Here is a 17,728-nt window from a genome sequence, read left to right on the forward strand (position 1 = left end):
GCGCATGATCCCAAGTATCCCATCAAAGATCCGCCTCAAAAGGCGGCGAAAGGAAAGCAACGGGTCTGATTTCCCGTGATCTCGCGCCTTATTCCACACAATGGTCGCGCGACGTCAACGGAGGCATCTAGCAAGTGTCGGGCCAGCGGTTCTCGATCCCGCGTCAGGCTCACCGGGCTGAGGCCCAATCACCACGCGGGCGCATCAGCAACGGCGGCCTTGCCGCCATCGGGTCAGCGCAGCACCCCGCGGGTGTCGATCACGACCTTGTCGCGCAGGCTGTCCAATGCGATGTCCTTGAACTCGGTGTGGTCCACCAGCAGCAGCAGGATGTCGGCCTCCTTGAGCACCTGCTTGAGCGGTGTGAGCGGGAAGTCCACCTTGTCGGGGCTCACGTTCGGATCGCACACCAGCAGCGAGCCCACGCGATCGCGCCTCAATTCGTGCACGATGTCCAGCGCTGGCGATTCGCGCATGTCGTCGATGTTGGCCTTGAAGGTGATGCCCAGGCAACCGATGACAGGATCCTTGAACCGCTCGGCCTTGGCCTTGACCTTGTCGATGACCCAATGGGGCTTGGCGTCGTTGACCTGCCGCGCCGTGCGGATCAACCGCGCCTGCTCTGGCGCTGACGACACGATGAACCAGGGATCGACCGCAATGCAGTGACCGCCCACGCCGGGCCCGGGCTGCAGGATGTTGACGCGCGGATGCCGGTTGGCCAGGGCAATCGTCTCCCAGACGTTGATGTCCAGGTGGTCGCAGATGACGGACAGTTCGTTGGCAAAGGCGATGTTGACATCGCGAAACGAGTTTTCCACCAGCTTGGAGAGTTCTGCGGTCTTGCTGTCGGTGAGCAGGATCGCTCCGTGGCAGAAGCTCTTGTAGAGTTCACAGGCCTTTTCGCTGGCCGCCTTGGTCAGGCCACCAATGATGCGGTCGTTGTCGACCAGTTCGCGCAGGATGTGTCCAGGCAGCACACGCTCGGGGCAGTGCGCGGCGTGAACCTGGCCGTCCAGCTCGGGGCGGGCCTGCACGATGATGCGATGGATCAGTTCGGTGGTGCCCACAGGCGAAGTGGACTCCAGGATGACCAGGTTCCCGGGCTTGAGGTAAGGCACGATGGCGCGCGTGGCGGCTTCGACATACGAGAGATCAGGCGCCTTGGGGTTGCCATCGATCTCCATGAAGGGCGTGGGCACGGCGATGATGAAGGTGTCGCCCTCTTCCGGCTCGGTGGATGCCTTGAGATTGCCGCTGTTCACGGCCGAGCGCACCAGGATGTCAAGGTCGGGCTCGATGATGTGGATGCGACCGGAATTGATGGTGTCCACCGCGTTCTGGTTCACGTCCACGCCCAGAACCTGATGCCCCTTGGTGGCCAGCATGGATGCAGTGGGCAGGCCGATGTAGCCCAAGCCCATCACGACGATTTTCTGACTGATGCGTTGCACGTTCAACTCGCTTTCATGGACAGCACCGCCTGGACGATGCGTCCGCAGGCATGGCCATCACCATAAGGATTGTGAGCCTGCGACATGGTGGCGTAGGCGGCAGGATTGTGAAGCAGATGAAGGGTCTCCTTGACGATGCGGTCCCTCGAGGTGCCCACCAGCATCACCGTGCCGGCGGCCACGGCCTCGGGACGCTCGGTGGTTTCGCGCATCACCAACACGGGCTTGCCGAGTGATGGTGCCTCTTCCTGCACGCCCCCGCTGTCGGTGATGATCAGGTGGGCGCGGGTCATCAGGTACACGAAAGGCAGGTAGTCGACCGGATCGATCAGGTGGACGTTGGTGAGCTGGCGCGAAGCCAGGATGTCCGCCACCGGTTTTCGCACGTTGGGGTTGAGGTGCACCGGGTAGAGAACCTCCACATCCGGCTCGGCCTCCGCGATGTCGGCCAGCGCCTGACAGATGTTCTGGAAACCTTCGCCAAAGTTTTCGCGCCGGTGTCCTGTCACGAGGATCAGCCGTTTGGAGGCGTTGAGAAAGTCGAAGCGACGGTCGAGTTCTTCCCGCAGGGTCGCCTGCTCCTTGAGGCGCTGGGCGACCGCGACCAGCGCGTCGATGACGGTGTTCCCGGTCACGTGGATGGTGGCGGGGTCCACCCCTTCGCGCAGCAGGTTGGCACGCGCCGCTTCCGTGGGGGCGAAATGAAGGTCTGCCACCGCGCCGGTGAGCCTGCGGTTGATTTCTTCCGGAAACGGCGCCTGCTTGTTGCCCGTGCGCAAGCCAGCTTCCACGTGCCCCACTGCAATGCGCGAATAGTAGGCGGCGAGGCTGGCCGCCAGCGTGGTGGTGGTGTCGCCATGCACGAGCACCAGATCGGGCTTCTCGCTCGCAAGGACCGGCTTGAGCCCTGCCAGGATGTTGCAGGTGATGTCGAACAGGTCCTGGCCCGGCTTCATGATGTTCAGGTCGTGGTCCGGCACGATCTCGAACAACTGCAGGACCTGGTCCAGCATCTCACGATGCTGCGCCGTCACGCAGACCCGGGTTTCGATGACGGGGGCGGCCGCCTGGAAGGCCTTGACCACCGGTGCCATCTTGATGGCCTCGGGCCGCGTCCCGAACACAAACATGACTCTCATACCGATCTTTCTGGGCGTTTTGCACCGCATTCGCGCCGCGACAGGTTGGCCCCTGTGGCCGGCGAAAACGGGAGCCCGAGAGCATACATGGCGAACCGGTCACCGCATGTGGCGTGAAGCCAGCCGGTAAAATGCCGCCTGCTTCCGACTCAACCTCCCCAGGAAATTCAGCATGTCCCTCTTCTCCGCCGTCGAGATGGCGCCCCGCGACCCGATTCTGGGTCTGAACGAACAGTTTGCCGCCGACACGAACCCCAACAAAGTGAACCTTGGCGTCGGCGTGTACTTCGACGACAACGGCAAGTTGCCCTTGCTGCAATGCGTGCAGGCGGCCGAGAAGACCATGATGGACAAGCCCACCGCCCGCGGCTACCTGCCCATCGACGGCATTGCGGCCTACGATGCCGCCGTCAAGAGCCTGGTGTTCGGGGCCGATTCCGAGCCGGTGAAATCCGGCCGGGTGGCCACGGTCCAGGCCATCGGCGGCACGGGCGGCCTCAAGATTGGCGCCGATTTCCTCAAGCGCCTCAACCCCGGCGCCACCGTCCTGATCAGCGACCCCAGCTGGGAAAACCACCGCGCCCTGTTCACGAATGCCGGCTTCAAGGTCGACACCTACGCGTACTACGACGCAGCCCGGCGTGGCGTGAACTTTGAAGGCATGCTGGCCAGTCTGCAGGCGGCCGCCCCCGGCACCATTGCCGTGCTGCACGCCTGCTGCCACAACCCCACCGGTTACGACATCACACCCACCCAGTGGGACGATGTGATCGCGGTGGTCAAGGCGCGGCAACTCACGACCTTCCTGGACATGGCGTACCAGGGCTTTGGCCACGGCATTGCCGAAGATGGCGCTGTCATCGGCAAGTTCGTGGCTGCTGGCCTCACCTTCTTTGTCTCCACCTCGTTCTCCAAGAGCTTCAGCCTCTACGGCGAGCGCGTCGGCGCCCTCTCGGTGCTGTGCGAGAACGCCCAGGAAGCCTCCCGCGTGCTGTCGCAGCTCAAGATCGTGATCCGCACCAACTATTCCAACCCGCCCATCCACGGCGGCGCGGTGGTGGCTGCCGTGCTGAACAACCCCGAACTGCGCGCGCAGTGGGAAAAGGAACTGGCCGACATGCGTGTGCGCATCAAGGCCATGCGCCAGAAGCTGGTGGATGGCCTCAAGGCGGCGGGTGTGAAGCAGGACATGGGCTTCATCACCAGCCAGATCGGCATGTTCAGCTACTCTGGCCTCACCAAGGACCAGATGGTGCGCCTGCGCAGCGAGTTCGGCGTTTACGGCACCGACACCGGCCGCATGTGCGTGGCTGCGCTCAACAGCAAGAACATCGACTACGTCTGCCAGTCCATCGCCAAGGTGGTCTGACGATCAGCCCCAGATCGCCGAGCGCATGGAAATCGATGCGCCCTGAAACCCCTCGTTGAAGAAGGTGGGCGTCTCGTCGTCGCCCACCGCGCCGGCAGCGTAGAGCAGAGGCAGGTAGTGCTCCCACGTCGGATGGGCCATCTGGGCAACCGCACCCATCTGCTGGAAGTCCGCCAGTGCGTCGGTCCGTCCGGCCGCCAGATGCCCAGCCGTCACGCGATCGAATTCGATGGCCCACTCGTAGGCCTGGTGGTCGGCGGCGTCGCGGCGCATGGTGCGCAGGTTATGCACCACGTTGCCACTGCCCACGATGAGCACGCCCTGGTCTCGCAACGCCGCCAGTTGGCGCCCCACCGCCAGATGTTCGGCGGGTGGGCGCCGGTAGTCCATGCTGAGCTGGATCACCGGGATGTCCGCTTCGGGAAACATGGGCTTGAGCACCGACCAGGCGCCATGGTCCAGCCCCCACTCGCCATCGTCCAGCCAGAGAGGTTCCTGGATGCCCGGCTGGCGCACCTGCTCGCTGATGGACCGGGCCAGGGCGGGCGCGCCGGGTGCGGGGTACCGCTGATCGAACAGCGCCTGGGGAAAACCGCCGAAATCGTGGATGGTGCGGGGAACGTCCATGGCCGTGAGCGCCCAGCCGTTCGTCAGCCAATGGGCCGAAATGCAGAGGATCAGACGGGGTTTCGCCGGGCGCGAGCGGAGTTGGCGGCCCAGGTCCTGCCACTGCCGTCGCCAGGCGTTGTCTTCGATGGCGTTCATCGGGCTGCCGTGCCCGACGAACAGCACGGGCTGGCGGGAGGTGGCCTGGGGTGGGTCGATCTGGGTCATGGAAGCTCCGTTCGCATTCTTTCACGAAGGTGACAAGTAGGCCCGAAGATTAGGTGTTTTCACCCTGACAAGGCCTTTGACATGCTGCTATATTGCACTGCAACATAACCTTGTCTGCCCGTCATGCTGTATCAGATTTACGAAACCCAACGCTCCATCATGGAGCCGTTTGCGGATCTGGCCGAAGTGGCCGCCAAGCTGTACAGCAATCCCATGCTGCCGCTCGCGCAGTTGCCCGGCGCGCAGCGCATCTCCGCCGGTTACGACCTCATGCACCGGCTGGGCAAGGACTACGAGAAGCCGGTGTTCGGCATCCACACCGTGAACGTGGATGGCGTGGATGTGGCCATCCACGAGCGCATCGAGATCGACAAGCCCTTCTGCGAATTGCGCCGCTTCAAGCGTTTCTCGGACGACACCGACACCCTCTCCAAGCTCAAGGGTCAGCCGGTGGTGCTGATCGTGGCACCGCTATCCGGCCACTACGCCACCCTGCTACGCGACACCGTTCGCACCATGCTCAAGGACCACAAGGTCTACATCACCGACTGGAAGAACGCGCGCCTGGTACCCCTCTCCGAAGGCGAGTTCCATCTCGACGACTACGTGAACTACGTGCAGGAGTTCATCCGTTACCTGCAGAAGGGCTACGGCAATTGCCACGTGATCAGCGTCTGCCAGCCCACGGTGCCGGTGCTGGCGGCGGTGTCGCTCATGGCGAGCCGCGGTGAAACGACGCCCTGGTCCATGACCATGATGGGTGGCCCGATCGACGCCCGCAAGTCGCCCACCGCGGTGAACAACCTGGCCACGCAGCGCAGCCACGACTGGTTCGCGAACAACGTGATCTACCGAGTGCCCGACAACTTCCCCGGTGTGGGTCGACGCGTCTATCCCGGCTTTCTGCAGCACACGGGTTTCGTCGCCATGAACCCGGATCGCCACGCCACCAGTCATTACGACTACTTCAAGGACCTGGTCAAGGGCGACAACGAGAGCGTGGAGACGCACCGCAAGTTCTACGACGAGTACAACGCCGTGCTCGACATGGACGCCGACTATTACCTCGAAACCATCGAGACCGTGTTCCAGGACTTCAAGCTCGTCAACGGCACCTGGGACGTGAAGAACGAAGCTGGTGAACTCGAACGCGTTCGCCCCCAGGACATCACGCGCACCGCCCTGCTCACCATCGAAGGCGAGCTCGACGACATTTCAGGCTCCGGCCAGACGGCCGCAGCGCACGACCTGTGCACCGGAATCGCAAAAGCGCACCGCATGCATTTCGAGGCGCCCGGTGCCGGGCATTACGGCATCTTCAGCGGCCGGCGATGGCGCGACATGGTGCACCCTGTCGTGAAGAACTTCATCCTGGCGCACCAACCTGCCACCACGACGACCAAGCCCGCCACCGCCCGCCCCGCTGCAAAGACACCGGCTCGGTCCACCGGCAAACCGGCGCCGGCGAAAAAGATGGCCATGGCAAAACCGGCAAGCGCCAAGGCCAAGGCCAAGCCGGTGGCCAGGCCCGCCACCCGGGTCCGCAAGACCGTCAAGGCCTGAGCCCTGCGCGGCCGGTTTGGCCGCGCCACCGGTATATTCGCGCCCATGAACGAACTGGCCCGGCGCATCGACGCCGCCTTGCCGCAGACGCAGTGCACCCGCTGCGGTTACCCCGATTGCGCAAGTTATGCCCAAGCGATTGCCGCGGACGAAGCGGGTATCAACCAGTGCCCGCCGGGCGGCACCGAAGGCATCGAACGCCTCGCCGCCCTGACGGGCAAGACACCGCTGCCACTCGATCCAAAGTTCGGCATTGAGGGCCCGGTAACGGTGGCCGTGATCGACGAAGCCTGGTGCATTGGCTGCACGCTGTGCATCGAGGCATGTCCCACCGATGCGATCCTGGGCACGCACAAGCGCATGCACACCGTGGTCGAGCCCTACTGCACCGGCTGCGAACTCTGCCTGCCCGTGTGCCCGGTGGACTGCATCTCCCTGGAGGTGGTGAGCGGCGAACGCACCGGCTGGCAGGCGTGGTCGCCCGAACAGGCGCGCCTGGGGCGCGAGCGCTATGCCAGCCGGCAGGCGCGCCTGGCGCGTGAAAAGCAGGAACGCGGCGCAAGGCTGGAGGCCAGGGCCCACGAGAAGCTGGCCCACTTGGCGGAGCACTCGCAGATCACCGACCCGGCTCAGCTGGACAGGAAACGCGCAGTGATCGAAGCCGCGCTGGCCCGGGCACGCGCGCAGCGCGACCCGACCTAAGCCTGCTGGCGGGCGGCCACGGTCTTGTACACGCCGCAGCCGACGTAAAGGTCATCAACCTTCACCACATAGGACATCTTGCCCTGGATGGCGCCGGTCACGGGGTTGGCGATGTCGTATTCCACCCAGCCAGCGGCCGATTCGGCCTGATCGACGATGGCGTTCAGCAGGGCCACGCCATCGACACCCGGAATGTCCTGCACGCGGCTGCCCACTTTCTCCGGCTTGCCGCCAAACGCGCGGTACACGCCCTCGCGGTCGAGCGCAAACACGTACATGTCGCGGTCGTGGAAACCGGAAGCCGGTTCCGTGATCTCGCGCACGAACGCTTCGCGACCGCGCTGCAGGCGCATCGCCTGGGCGCGGTCCACCAAGGCCATGGCCTCCTCGGCCGTGCCCTGCTGCAACATGAACGACGACACCGCGCGCGAGAGGTGCGCCGCCCGCTGCTCGAGCTGGTCGGCCTGCGCGACCGCCCGTTCCACCATCTGCGCGTTGCGCTGGGTGATGGCATCAAGCTGCGTCACGGCCGATGAGATCTCACTCAGGCCCGAACTCTGCTCCGCGCTCGACGCCGAGATGAGCGACATGTTGGCGGCCACGCCGCGTACGCCCGTGACGATCTGCCCCATGCTGCTGCCTGCCGTGCGCATTCGAGCCACACTGGTTTCCACCTGCATGCGCGAGGCTTCGATGAGTTCGCGGATTTCGCGCGCCGAGGACGACGAGCGCTGCGCGAGGGTTCGCACCTCGTTGGCCACGACCGCAAAGCCTCGCCCCTGCTCGCCGGCGCGAGCGGCTTCCACGGCCGCGTTCAGGGCCAGGATGTTGGTCTGGAAAGCGATGCTGTCAATCACGCCGATGATCTCGTTCATCTGCTGCGCACCCTTCTGGATGCCTTCCACGGAGTCCACTGCGCGACCCATGGACTGCGCGCCGGTCTCGGCGACGTCGCGCACCTGCGCAGCCTGCTGGTCGGACTCCCCGGCCGTCTGCGCGTTCTGCTGCACGGTGCTGGAGAGCTGTTGCACGCTGGCCGCGGTCTGCTCCAGGTTGGCAGCCTGCTGTTCGGTGCGGTCGGCCAGGTCCCGGTTGCCTGCCGCCAGGCTGCGGCCCGCATGCGCCACCAGCGCGGAATTGCTGCGCACCTCGGCCACCATGGCAGAAAGATTGGTGGCCACGCGCTCCACGAGCTGGCCCAGGTCGGTCAGTTCGTCTCGGCCCTGAATCTGCACCGAGGAGCGCAGGTTGCCGCTGGCGGTCTGCTCCATCGCGTGCCGAACGCGGCGAAAATCGGCCATGAAGCTGATGTGAAACGCCAGCATGAGGTAGGCGAGCAGCGCCAGCCCCGCGCCGGAGATCAGCATCACCGCGATGCCTTGCGGATCGACCAGCAGAACCGCCTTGAGCGGCCACGCCGCGGCGACCGCGAGCACCAGCAGCTTGCTGCCCAGGCGCAGCCGGCGCATCAGCCAGATGCCGGGCGAAAACAGGAAATGAAACGCGGACATGCGGAGCAGCTCCTTGAGGAAGGGTCTTTCAGTGGACGCCGACGATGCCGGATCGCTGGTTCAGGAAGTGTCGGAAGAGTTCGACGGCCATGGCGCGCAGCGTGTCGTCGGCCATGTTGTGGCCGTGCGAAAGCTGTTCCAGTGCGTAGCGCCGGTCGCACAGCATCAGCGCCCGGCTCACGCACATGCCCTGGCTGGACATGCGCAGGCAGAACCGCTCCAGCAACTCGTCGGGCCAGGGCTCGGCGTGCGACATGCCGCGCCAGCGGTTCACGGCGGTCTGGTCGGTGGTCAGTGTCTTGGCGGACGTTTCCATGGCACGCTCCTGCGGCAGGGTGGCGGAGCCCTGCGCACGGCATGGCCCCTGGAGCCACAAGCGTAAATGGGGCCTTTCGGGCGCAATGCCGCAAAAAAGGCGGGAAAAGCCGCGCTGCTCAGGGCTTGCGGGATCAGGCGGGCTGGATTTCCAGGCCGGCGAAGGCCGTCACCACCTCGGCCGGCGCCTGCACCAGCTCCACCAGCACGCCTTCGCCCGCAATGGGGAACTCGTCGTTCGACTTGGGGTGAAGGAAGCAGATGTCGAAGCCGGCGGCACCCTTTCGGATGCCACCCGGGGCAAAACGCACGCCCCGCGCGCTCAGCCATTCCACCGCCTCGGGAAGCCGGTCGATCCATAGGCCCACGTGGTTCAGCGGCGTGGTGTGCACCGCGGGCTTCTTCTCTGGATCCAGCGGCTGCATGAGGTCCACCTCGACCTTGAACGGCCCGGCGCCCATGGCGCAGATGTCTTCGTCCACGTTCTCGCGCTCGCTGCGGAAGGTGCCTGTGACTTCCAGCCCCAGCATGTCCACCCAGAGCTGTTTCAGGCGTTGCTTGTCGGGCCCGCCGATGGCGATCTGCTGGATGCCGAGGACTTTGAAGGGGCGTGGGGCAGTGGGCGAAGTTGGCATGATTCAGTGGATTCCGTGAACGAACCCGGGCGTGCGTTCCAGCGACCACACGGTGGCCGGCGGCAGGTTGGCCCAGACCGACGCCGCGCGCCGCCAGTGCCAGCCCGGGGGAATGTGGTTGAAGGGCCGCAGGTGCGGCGCTGCGTACGTGTACTGGATGAGGCGCGAACCCGGCTGGCGTGCAATGAGGGAGAACATGGCTTCGATGCACTGCCTGGCTTCTTCCCGCGGCATCGACAACAGCGGCAACGAAGAGACCAGCGTCACCGGCGACAGCGCCTCGATCGGCAGGGAGCGCAGGTTGGAGGCGCAGTGGTTGAACACCTCCAGCGCAGGAAAGGCCAGACGCAGCAGGCGGGCGAAATCGGGATCGCGCTCGATCACCATGAACCGCTCTGGAGTGATGTGCGAGGCGGCAAGCGCCCGGGTGATGGCGCCCGTGCCAGCACCCACCTCGATCAGCACCGAAGGCTGGTCGCGCTGAACTTCTTCAGCGATGGCGCGGGCCAGTGCCTTTGACGCGGGTGCAATCGCACCCATGCGGCGCGGATCGCGCAGACAACCCAGGGCAAAAGCCAGACCGTGGCGCATGGAAACCCTTCGAAGCCGCAATGGGCCGAAGGGTATCCGATTTGCCTGACAGCGTCCGTTTCGGGTTGTGCGCTGCAAGGGCCTCACGCGAATTCGACGATGGGTTGATCCACCACCAGAGAATCGCCCTTGGCGGCCAGCACCTTGGCGACCACGCCATCGGCCGCGGCAAAGAGCACGTTCTCCATCTTCATGGCTTCGATCACCGCCACGCGTTCACCGGCCTGAACCTTCTGGCCGGGCTGAACGGCCACATCCACCAGCAGTCCGGGCATGGGCGAGAGCACGTATCGGCTCATGTCGGCCGGCGCCTTGAAAGGCATCAGGGCATGCAGCTCGCCCATGCGGGGCGACACCACCATGGTCTCAATGCGGGTGCCGTTGTGCTGAACCACCAGCGCCAGCGGGTTGCGGGGCGTGCCGCGCTCGATCTGCACAGAGAAAGGTTCTGCGTTGCAGATCCCGGTCACGCAGATGTCGTTCAGTCGCGAAGGACTGGTGAGCGCATAGCGTTTGCCGTCGACCGTCACCACCGCCGAACCGATCTGGCCCACCACTTCGTCCACGTGCACGGCGCGGTAGGTGTGCTGCCCATTCGAATCGAGAACGATCACGCAGTAGTCGTGCCCGACCTTCACGCCGTAGCCCGGCAACTGGCCCGAGAGACCGGCAGCGCGCTCACGCGACTTGCGCCGCACGAAAGCGGCCAGCGCCACCAGGAAGTCCGGGTCGCTGTGCGGCACATCTTCAGCGCGGAAGCCGTGCGCGTAATGTTCGGCGATGAAGCCGGTGTTGAAATCGCCGGCGATGAACTTCGGGTGCGCCAGCAACGCCGCCTGGAACGGAATGTTGCTGCTGATGCCACGAATCACGAAGCCATTGAGCGCCTCCTGCATCCGCGCGATGGCTTCCGTGCGGTCTTTGCCGTGCACGATGAGCTTGGCGATCATCGAGTCGTAGAACATCGGGATCTCGCCACCGTCCTGCACACCGGTGTCCACACGCACGCCGTACAGCGCGTCGGTGTTCGACTGGAACATGGTCTGGGTGGGCGGCGCGAAGCGAACCAGCCGCCCGGTGCTGGGCAGGAAGTTGCGGAACGGATCTTCGGCGTTGATGCGGCATTCGATGGCCCAGCCTTCGCGCTTCACGTCGGCCTGCGTCAGTGGCAACTTCTCACCAGCCGCCACACGGATCATCAGCTCCACCAGGTCCAGCCCGGTGATGCACTCGGTCACCGGATGCTCCACCTGCAGGCGCGTGTTCATCTCCAGGAAGTAGAAGTCCTGGTCCTTGCCGACCACAAATTCCACCGTGCCGGCGCTCTGGTATTTCACGGCCCTGGCCAGCGCCACAGCCTGCTCGCCCATGGCCTTTCGGGTGGCGTCGCTGATGAAGGGCGACGGCGCCTCTTCAATCACCTTCTGGTGACGACGCTGGATGGAGCACTCGCGCTCGTTCAGGTAGATCACGTTGCCATGCGAATCGCCCAGCACCTGAATCTCGATGTGGCGCGGCTCCTGCACGAACTTCTCGATGAAGATGCGGTCGTCGCCGAAGCTGTTGCGCGCTTCGTTCTGGCAAGCCTTGAAGCCGTCGAGCGCATCCTTGTCGTTGAAGGCCACACGCAGGCCCTTGCCGCCACCGCCGGCACTGGCCTTGATCATGACGGGATAGCCAATGTCCCTGGCGATCTCCACAGCGCGCTCCGCCGATTCGATGGCGTCGTTCCAGCCAGGAATGGTGTTGACCTTGGCCGCATTGGCGAGCTTCTTCGAGGCGATCTTGTCGCCCATGGCGGCAATGCTGAAGTGCTTGGGCCCGATGAAGGCCATGCCCTCCTCTTCCACGCGCCTGGCAAAGGCCTCGTTTTCCGACAGGAAGCCATAGCCGGGGTGGATCGCCTGCGCGCCCGTTTTCTTCGCGGCCTCGATGATCTTGTCGGCGACCAGGTAGGACTCGCGCGAAGGCGCCGGGCCCAGCAGAACGGCCTCATCGGCCAGTTGCACATGTCGCGCTTCCTTGTCAGCCTCGGAATACACCGCCACCGTGGCGATGCCCATCTTCTTGGCGGTGGCAATCACGCGGCAGGCGATTTCGCCGCGGTTGGCAATCAGGATCTTGGTAAACATCTTGTTCTTCTCCTCAGGCTCACAGCGGGATGTTTCCGTGCTTGCGCCACGGGTTCTCGAGCTTCTTGTCTTTCAGCATCACGAGGCTGCGGCAGATGCGCTTGCGCGTCTCGTGCGGCAGGATGACGTCGTCGATGAAGCCACGCGCACCGGCCACGAAGGGATTGGCAAAGCGCGCCTTGTACTCGGCCTCGCGCTGCGCCAGCTTGGCGGGGTCCTTCTTTTCCTCGCGGAAGATGATCTCCACAGCGCCTTTGGCCCCCATCACCGCAATTTCGGCGTTGGGCCAGGCGAAGTTCACATCGCCCCGCAGGTGCTTGGAACTCATCACGTCGTAGGCGCCGCCGTAAGCCTTGCGCGTGATCACGGTGATCTTGGGTACGGTGCACTCGGCATACGCGTAAAGCAGCTTGGCGCCGTGCTTGATGATGCCGCCGTACTCCTGGGAAGTGCCGGGCATGAAGCCTGGCACATCGACGAACGTGACCACCGGGATGTTGAAGGCATCGCAGAAGCGCACGAAGCGCGCCGCCTTGATGGAGCTCTTGATGTCAAGGCAACCCGCGAGCACCAGCGGCTGGTTGGCCACGATGCCGACCGTCTGGCCGTTCATGCGCGCAAACCCGATCAGGATGTTCTTGGCGTACTCCGGCTGCAGCTCGAAGAAGTCGCCATCGTCCACCGTCTTGACGATCAGCTCGCGCATGTCGTAGGGCTTGTTGGGGTTCTCCGGCACCAGCGTGTCCAGGCTGATGTCCATGCGATCGATCGGGTCACCGCTGGGGCGCACAGGTGCCTTCTCGCGGTTGTTGAGCGGCAGGTAGTTGTAGAGGCGGCGCAGCATCAGCAAGGCCTCCACATCGTTCTCGAAGGCGAGGTCTGCCACGCCGCTGCGCGTGGTGTGCGTGATGGCGCCGCCCAGTTCCTCGGCCGTCACCTCTTCGTGGGTCACGGTCTTCACCACCTCGGGGCCGGTCACAAACATGTAGGCCGAGTCCTTCACCATGAAGATGAAGTCCGTCATGGCCGGGGAGTACACGGCACCTCCAGCGGAGGGGCCCATGATCATGCTGATCTGCGGCACCACGCCGCTGGCCATCACGTTGCGCTGGAAGACGTCGGCATAACCGCCGAGCGAAGCCACGCCTTCCTGAATCCGGGCGCCACCCGAGTCGTTGAGCCCGATCACCGGTGCGCCGACCTTCATGGCCTGGTCCATCACCTTGCAGATCTTCTCCGCATGCGCTTCAGACAGCGCCCCGCCGAACACGGTGAAATCCTGGCTGAACACGAACACCAGGCGGCCGTTGATCATGCCGTAGCCGGTGACGACGCCATCGCCAGGAATCTTGTTGTCCTGCATGCCGAAGTCGGTACAACGGTGCTCGACGAACATGTCCCACTCTTCGAAAGTGCCTTCGTCCAGCAGCACCTCCAGCCGTTCGCGCGCACTCAGCTTGCCCTTGGCGTGCTGTGCGGCGATGCGTTTCTCGCCGCCACCCTGGCGGGCTGCGGCGCGCTTTTTCTCCAGTTGTTCCAGGATGTCCTGCATGGTCGTGTGCTCCAGAAAAAAAGGGTGTCAGTCGAAAAGATCGAGCAGGCGGCGTGCCGCGGTGGAAGCGGGCAACTGCCCGGCCAGCACCTGCTGCGTGACGCCATCGAGCTCGGCGCGCACCTGGGGGTGTGCGCGAAAGCGTTGTTTGAGGCCAGCGTCGATGCGCTCCCACATCCATGCGCGGGCCTGCTGCTGGCGGCGCGATTCGAGCCGGCCGTTGCCGGTCTGCAGTGTGCGGAACCGGGAGACCTCGGCCCAGAAGGCATCCACGCCCCGACCGAGCAACGCGCTGAGCTGGATCACCTGCGGGTGCCAGAGCGCTTCGTTGTGGTGGGCGTGTTCGGGGTGACCCTGCAAGCCCAGCAGGCGCAGCGACGAGGTGATCTGCGCCCGGGCGCGCGTGGCGGCATCGGGATCGAGATCCGCCTTGTTGATGACCACCAGGTCCGCCAGTTCCATCACACCCTTCTTGATCGCCTGCAGGTCGTCGCCGGCGTTGGGCAGCTGCATCAGCACGAACATGTCGGTCATGCCGCTCACGGCTGTCTCGCTCTGCCCCACACCCACCGTCTCGACGATCACGATGTCGTAGCCTGCGGCCTCGCACACCAGCATCGCCTCACGCGTCTTCTCAGCGACGCCGCCCAGCGTGCCACTGCTCGGGCTGGGGCGGATGTAAGCCCGCTCGTGCACCGAGAGCTTCTCCATGCGCGTCTTGTCGCCCAGGATGGATCCGCCCGAGACCGTGCTGGAAGGATCGACGGTGAGCACGGCCACCCGGTGACCGCGCTCGATCAGGTAAAGCCCCAGCGCCTCGATGAAGGTGCTCTTGCCCACGCCCGGCACGCCGCTGATGCCCAGGCGAAACGCGTTGCCGGTGCGAGGCAGCAAGGCGGTGAGCAACTGATCGCCCTGCGCGCGGTGATCCGCACGGGTGGACTCCAGCAGCGTGATGGCCTTGGCCATGGCGCGGCGCTGCGCGGCAGGCTCGCCGTGCAAGATGCCGTCCTGCAACGCCGAAGGAATCACCCGATCGCTTTCTTGATCTGCTCCAGCACGTCCTTGGCGCTGGCCGGAATGGGCGTTCCCGGGCCGTAGATGCCTTTGACACCGGCCTCGAAGAGCATGTCGTAGTCCTGCCGTGGAATCACGCCGCCCACGAACACGATGATGTCGTCGGCTCCCTGCTTCTTCAGCTCGGCAATGATGGCCGGCACCAGCGTCTTGTGGCCAGCGGCCAGCGTGCTCACGCCGACGGCGTGCACATCGTTTTCAATCGCCTGGCGCGCGCATTCTTCCGGTGTCTGGAACAGCGGGCCCATGTCGACGTCGAAGCCCAGGTCGGCGAACGCCGTGGCCACCACTTTGGCGCCGCGGTCGTGGCCGTCCTGGCCGAGCTTGCTGATCATCACGCGAGGGCGACGACCCTGGGCTTCGGCGAAGGCGTTGATCTCGGTCTTGAGGGCGTCCCAGCCCTCGGCGGAATCGTAGGCAGCAGCGTACACACCGGTCACCTTTTGCGTATCGGCGCGGTGGCGCCCGTAAACCTTCTCCAGCGCATCGCTCACCTCGCCCACCGTGGCGCGCAGGCGGATGGCCTGGATGCTCAAGTCGAGCAGATTCCCTTCGCCACTGTCGGCCGCTGCCGTCAGCGCATCCAGTGCCGCCTGCACACGGGCAGCGTCGCGCGTGGCCTTGATCTTCTGCAGGCGTGCTATCTGGCCTTCGCGCACCGCCACATTGTCGATGTCGCGCGCCTCGATCGGGTCTTCCTTGGCCAGCCTGTACTTGTTGACGCCCACGATCACGTCCTTGCCCGAATCGATGCGCGCCTGCTTCTCGGCGGCCGCTGCCTCGATCTTCAGCTTGGCCCAGCCGCTGTCCACCGCCTTGGTCATGCCACCCATCGCCTCGACTTCTTCGATGATGGCCCAGGCCTTGTCGGCCATTTCCTGGGTCAGGCTCTCCATCATGTAGCTGCCGGCCCACGGATCGACCACGCTGGTGATGTGCGTTTCTTCCTGGATGATGAGCTGGGTGTTTCGCGCAATGCGTGAGCTGAACTCGGTGGGCAGCGCGATGGCTTCGTCAAACGAATTCGTGTGCAGGCTCTGCGTGCCGCCAAACACGGCCGCCATGGCTTCGATGGCGGTGCGCACGACGTTGTTGTAGGGATCCTGCTCGGTGAGCGACCAGCCCGAGGTCTGGCAGTGGGTGCGCAGCATCAGGCTCTTGGGGTTCTTCGCGTTGAAGCCTTTCATGATGCGCGTCCACAGCAGACGGGCCGCGCGCATCTTGGCGATCTCCAGGTAGAAGTTCATGCCGATCGCCCAGAAGAAGCTCAGGCGCCCGGCGAAGTCGTCCACGTCCATGCCCTTGGCGGTGGCCGTCTTCACGTACTCCTTGCCGTCGGCCAGCGTGAAGGCGAGCTCCAGCGCCTGGTTGGCCCCCGCCTCCTGCATGTGGTAGCCGCTGATGCTGATCGAGTTGAACTTCGGCATGTGCCTTGCCGTGTACTCGATGATGTCGCCGATGATCTTCATGCTCGGCTCGGGCGGGAAGATGTAGGTGTTGCGGACCATGAACTCCTTGAGGATGTCGTTCTGGATGGTGCCGCTGAGCTTGTCCTGCGAGACGCCCTGTTCTTCCGCCGCCACCACGTAGCCGGCCAGCACGGGCAGAACGGCACCGTTCATGGTCATGGACACGCTCACCTTGTCCAGCGGGATCTGGTCGAACAGGATCTTCATGTCCTCCACGCTGTCGATGGCCACGCCGGCCTTGCCCACATCGCCGGTCACACGCGGGTGGTCGCTGTCGTAGCCTCGGTGGGTCGCCAGGTCGAAAGCCACGCTCACGCCCTGACCGCCCGCAGCCAGCGCCTTGCGGTAGAAGGCATTGCTTTCCTCGGCGGTGGAGAACCCGGCGTACTGACGGATCGTCCAGGGGCGCACGGCGTACATGGTGGCCTGGGGGCCCCGGATGAAAGGTTCGAAACCGGGCAGCGTGTGCGTGTGCGGCAGGTTCGCCGTGTCTTCAGCGGTGTAGAGCGGCTTGACTCGAATACCGTCCGGGGTCACCCAGTCCAGTGCGCCCACATCCCCACCCGGCGCGGATTTGCGGGCGGCCTGGGCCCAGGCTTTCAGGGTGGCAGGGGCAAATTCGGGCACGGAATCGGGCTTGGACGGGCTCATGGCGGATGGCAATCTGGGTGTTCGGAACGGTGGCGAGTTTACATCATTCATAATTATTGATGCAGAATATGGCGCCTGGCCTACAATCTCGTCCATGTCCGCCCTATCGCTCTCCCCCCGCGCCCTCTATGAAGAAGTGGCCGAGCTGCTGCGCCAGCGCATCTTCAGCCGCGAGCTCGAGCCGGGCAGCTGGATCGACGAGCTGAAGATCGCCGAGGAATACGGCATCAGCCGCACCCCGTTGCGCGAAGCACTCAAGGTGCTCGCCGCCGAGGGGCTGGTCACCATGAAAGTCAGGCGCGGTGCCTACGTCACCGAGGTATCGGAAAAAGACCTCGCCGACGTGTACCACCTGTTGTCGCTGCTGGAGTCGGATGCCGGCGGCGTGGTCGCCGAGCGGGCGAGTGACGAAGAAATCGCGTCGCTGCAATCGCTGCACGCCGAGCTGGAAGCCGCAGTGGGCGAGCGAGACCGGTTTTTTGCCATCAATGAACAGTTCCACATGCGGCTGCTCGAACTGGCGCGCAACCGCTGGCGCGAGCAGATGGTGGCCGACCTGCGCAAGGTGATGAAGCTCAACCGCCACAACTCGCTGCTGAAGACCGGGCGCATCGAAGAGTCGTTGGCCGAGCACCGCGCCATCGTGGCTGCCCTCGCCCGGCGCGACCCCGCACTGACGGTGCAACGGATGCGCGAGCATTTCCAGAACGGCCTGGAAGCCGCTGCCTGAGCAG

Annotated in this window: 15 protein-coding genes; 4 read left to right on the forward strand and 11 right to left on the reverse strand. The window is 64.7% G+C overall.

Annotated features, from left to right (window positions below; genetic code table 11):
- Positions 1–233 precede the first annotated feature (233 nt).
- Positions 234–1,454: a UDP-N-acetyl-D-mannosamine dehydrogenase gene (wecC, locus tag ACTIEY_RS10905; RefSeq protein WP_439519123.1), complete on the reverse strand. Its 1,221-nt coding sequence runs from the start codon at positions 1,452–1,454 to the stop codon at positions 234–236.
- A 2-nt stretch (positions 1,455–1,456) separates the two neighbouring features.
- Positions 1,457–2,593: a non-hydrolyzing UDP-N-acetylglucosamine 2-epimerase gene (gene wecB / locus ACTIEY_RS10910; protein ID WP_439519124.1), complete on the reverse strand. Its 1,137-nt coding sequence runs from the start codon at positions 2,591–2,593 to the stop codon at positions 1,457–1,459.
- A 172-nt stretch (positions 2,594–2,765) separates the two neighbouring features.
- Between wecB and ACTIEY_RS10915 the strand changes: the two genes are divergently transcribed.
- The gene (locus ACTIEY_RS10915) at positions 2,766–3,962 is read left to right on the forward strand and encodes an amino acid aminotransferase (RefSeq protein ID WP_439519125.1); all 1,197 of its coding nucleotides are present in this window, start codon (positions 2,766–2,768) and stop codon (positions 3,960–3,962) included.
- A 3-nt stretch (positions 3,963–3,965) separates the two neighbouring features.
- Here ACTIEY_RS10915 and ygiD read toward each other — a convergent pair whose 3' ends face one another.
- Positions 3,966–4,796: a 4,5-DOPA dioxygenase extradiol gene (gene ygiD / locus ACTIEY_RS10920; RefSeq protein ID WP_439519126.1), complete on the reverse strand. Its 831-nt coding sequence runs from the start codon at positions 4,794–4,796 to the stop codon at positions 3,966–3,968.
- A 123-nt stretch (positions 4,797–4,919) separates the two neighbouring features.
- Here ygiD and ACTIEY_RS10925 point away from each other — a divergent pair, with 123 nt between their 5' ends.
- A complete protein-coding gene (locus ACTIEY_RS10925; RefSeq protein WP_439519127.1) occupies positions 4,920–6,359 on the forward strand; it encodes a polyhydroxyalkanoate depolymerase in 1,440 nt (479 codons plus the stop codon).
- Between the two features lie 45 nt (positions 6,360–6,404).
- Positions 6,405–7,061, forward strand: a complete 657-nt coding sequence (gene rsxB / locus ACTIEY_RS10930; protein WP_439519128.1) for an electron transport complex subunit RsxB — start codon at positions 6,405–6,407, stop codon at positions 7,059–7,061.
- On the opposite strand, the gene ACTIEY_RS10935 is transcribed toward rsxB, so the two are convergent.
- From ACTIEY_RS10935 to scpA, 8 genes are all read right to left on the reverse strand, one after another.
- Positions 7,058–8,572, reverse strand: a complete 1,515-nt coding sequence (locus tag ACTIEY_RS10935) for a methyl-accepting chemotaxis protein (protein WP_439519129.1) — start codon at positions 8,570–8,572, stop codon at positions 7,058–7,060. The genes rsxB and ACTIEY_RS10935 overlap by 4 nt on opposite strands.
- Positions 8,573–8,600: 28 nt before the next feature.
- Positions 8,601–8,888: a hypothetical protein gene (locus ACTIEY_RS10940; RefSeq protein ID WP_439519130.1), complete on the reverse strand. Its 288-nt coding sequence runs from the start codon at positions 8,886–8,888 to the stop codon at positions 8,601–8,603.
- Positions 8,889–9,021: 133 nt separating this feature from the next.
- A complete protein-coding gene (locus ACTIEY_RS10945) occupies positions 9,022–9,522 on the reverse strand; it encodes a VOC family protein (protein WP_439519131.1) in 501 nt (166 codons plus the stop codon).
- Positions 9,523–9,525: 3 nt separating this feature from the next.
- A complete protein-coding gene (locus tag ACTIEY_RS10950; protein ID WP_439519132.1) occupies positions 9,526–10,113 on the reverse strand; it encodes a class I SAM-dependent methyltransferase in 588 nt (195 codons plus the stop codon).
- An 83-nt stretch (positions 10,114–10,196) separates the two neighbouring features.
- On the reverse strand, positions 10,197–12,245 hold the full coding sequence (locus ACTIEY_RS10955; RefSeq protein WP_439519133.1) for an acetyl-CoA carboxylase biotin carboxylase subunit: 2,049 nt from the start codon (positions 12,243–12,245) through the stop codon (positions 10,197–10,199).
- Positions 12,246–12,264: 19 nt separating this feature from the next.
- The gene (locus tag ACTIEY_RS10960) at positions 12,265–13,797 is read right to left on the reverse strand and encodes an acyl-CoA carboxylase subunit beta (RefSeq protein WP_439519134.1); all 1,533 of its coding nucleotides are present in this window, start codon (positions 13,795–13,797) and stop codon (positions 12,265–12,267) included.
- Between the two features lie 27 nt (positions 13,798–13,824).
- A complete protein-coding gene (gene meaB / locus ACTIEY_RS10965) occupies positions 13,825–14,829 on the reverse strand; it encodes a methylmalonyl Co-A mutase-associated GTPase MeaB (protein ID WP_439519135.1) in 1,005 nt (334 codons plus the stop codon).
- Positions 14,826–16,994: a methylmalonyl-CoA mutase gene (gene scpA / locus ACTIEY_RS10970; protein WP_439519136.1), complete on the reverse strand. Its 2,169-nt coding sequence runs from the start codon at positions 16,992–16,994 to the stop codon at positions 14,826–14,828. The genes meaB and scpA overlap by 4 nt, the downstream gene beginning before the upstream one ends.
- A gap of 94 nt (positions 16,995–17,088) precedes the next feature.
- Between scpA and ACTIEY_RS10975 the strand changes: the two genes are divergently transcribed.
- On the forward strand, positions 17,089–17,724 hold the full coding sequence (locus ACTIEY_RS10975; RefSeq protein ID WP_439519137.1) for a GntR family transcriptional regulator: 636 nt from the start codon (positions 17,089–17,091) through the stop codon (positions 17,722–17,724).
- Positions 17,725–17,728 lie beyond the last annotated feature (4 nt).

The sequence above is a fragment of the Hydrogenophaga sp. genome (assembly GCF_051858985.1).
Classification (GTDB): domain Bacteria; phylum Pseudomonadota; class Gammaproteobacteria; order Burkholderiales; family Burkholderiaceae_C; genus Hydrogenophaga.

Coding starts and splice junctions, on each gene's coding strand:
- wecB (WP_439519124.1), bottom strand. CDS start 2,593: ATGAGAGTCATGTTTGTGTTCGGGACGCGGCCCGAGGCCATCAAGATG.
- ACTIEY_RS10915 (WP_439519125.1), top strand. CDS start 2,766: ATGTCCCTCTTCTCCGCCGTCGAGATGGCGCCCCGCGACCCGATTCTG.
- ygiD (WP_439519126.1), bottom strand. CDS start 4,796: ATGACCCAGATCGACCCACCCCAGGCCACCTCCCGCCAGCCCGTGCTG.
- ACTIEY_RS10925 (WP_439519127.1), top strand. CDS start 4,920: ATGCTGTATCAGATTTACGAAACCCAACGCTCCATCATGGAGCCGTTT.
- rsxB (WP_439519128.1), top strand. CDS start 6,405: ATGAACGAACTGGCCCGGCGCATCGACGCCGCCTTGCCGCAGACGCAG.
- ACTIEY_RS10935 (WP_439519129.1), bottom strand. CDS start 8,572: ATGTCCGCGTTTCATTTCCTGTTTTCGCCCGGCATCTGGCTGATGCGC.
- ACTIEY_RS10940 (WP_439519130.1), bottom strand. CDS start 8,888: ATGGAAACGTCCGCCAAGACACTGACCACCGACCAGACCGCCGTGAAC.
- ACTIEY_RS10945 (WP_439519131.1), bottom strand. CDS start 9,522: ATGCCAACTTCGCCCACTGCCCCACGCCCCTTCAAAGTCCTCGGCATC.
- ACTIEY_RS10950 (WP_439519132.1), bottom strand. CDS start 10,113: ATGCGCCACGGTCTGGCTTTTGCCCTGGGTTGTCTGCGCGATCCGCGC.
- ACTIEY_RS10955 (WP_439519133.1), bottom strand. CDS start 12,245: ATGTTTACCAAGATCCTGATTGCCAACCGCGGCGAAATCGCCTGCCGC.
- ACTIEY_RS10960 (WP_439519134.1), bottom strand. CDS start 13,797: ATGCAGGACATCCTGGAACAACTGGAGAAAAAGCGCGCCGCAGCCCGC.
- scpA (WP_439519136.1), bottom strand. CDS start 16,994: ATGAGCCCGTCCAAGCCCGATTCCGTGCCCGAATTTGCCCCTGCCACC.
- ACTIEY_RS10975 (WP_439519137.1), top strand. CDS start 17,089: ATGTCCGCCCTATCGCTCTCCCCCCGCGCCCTCTATGAAGAAGTGGCC.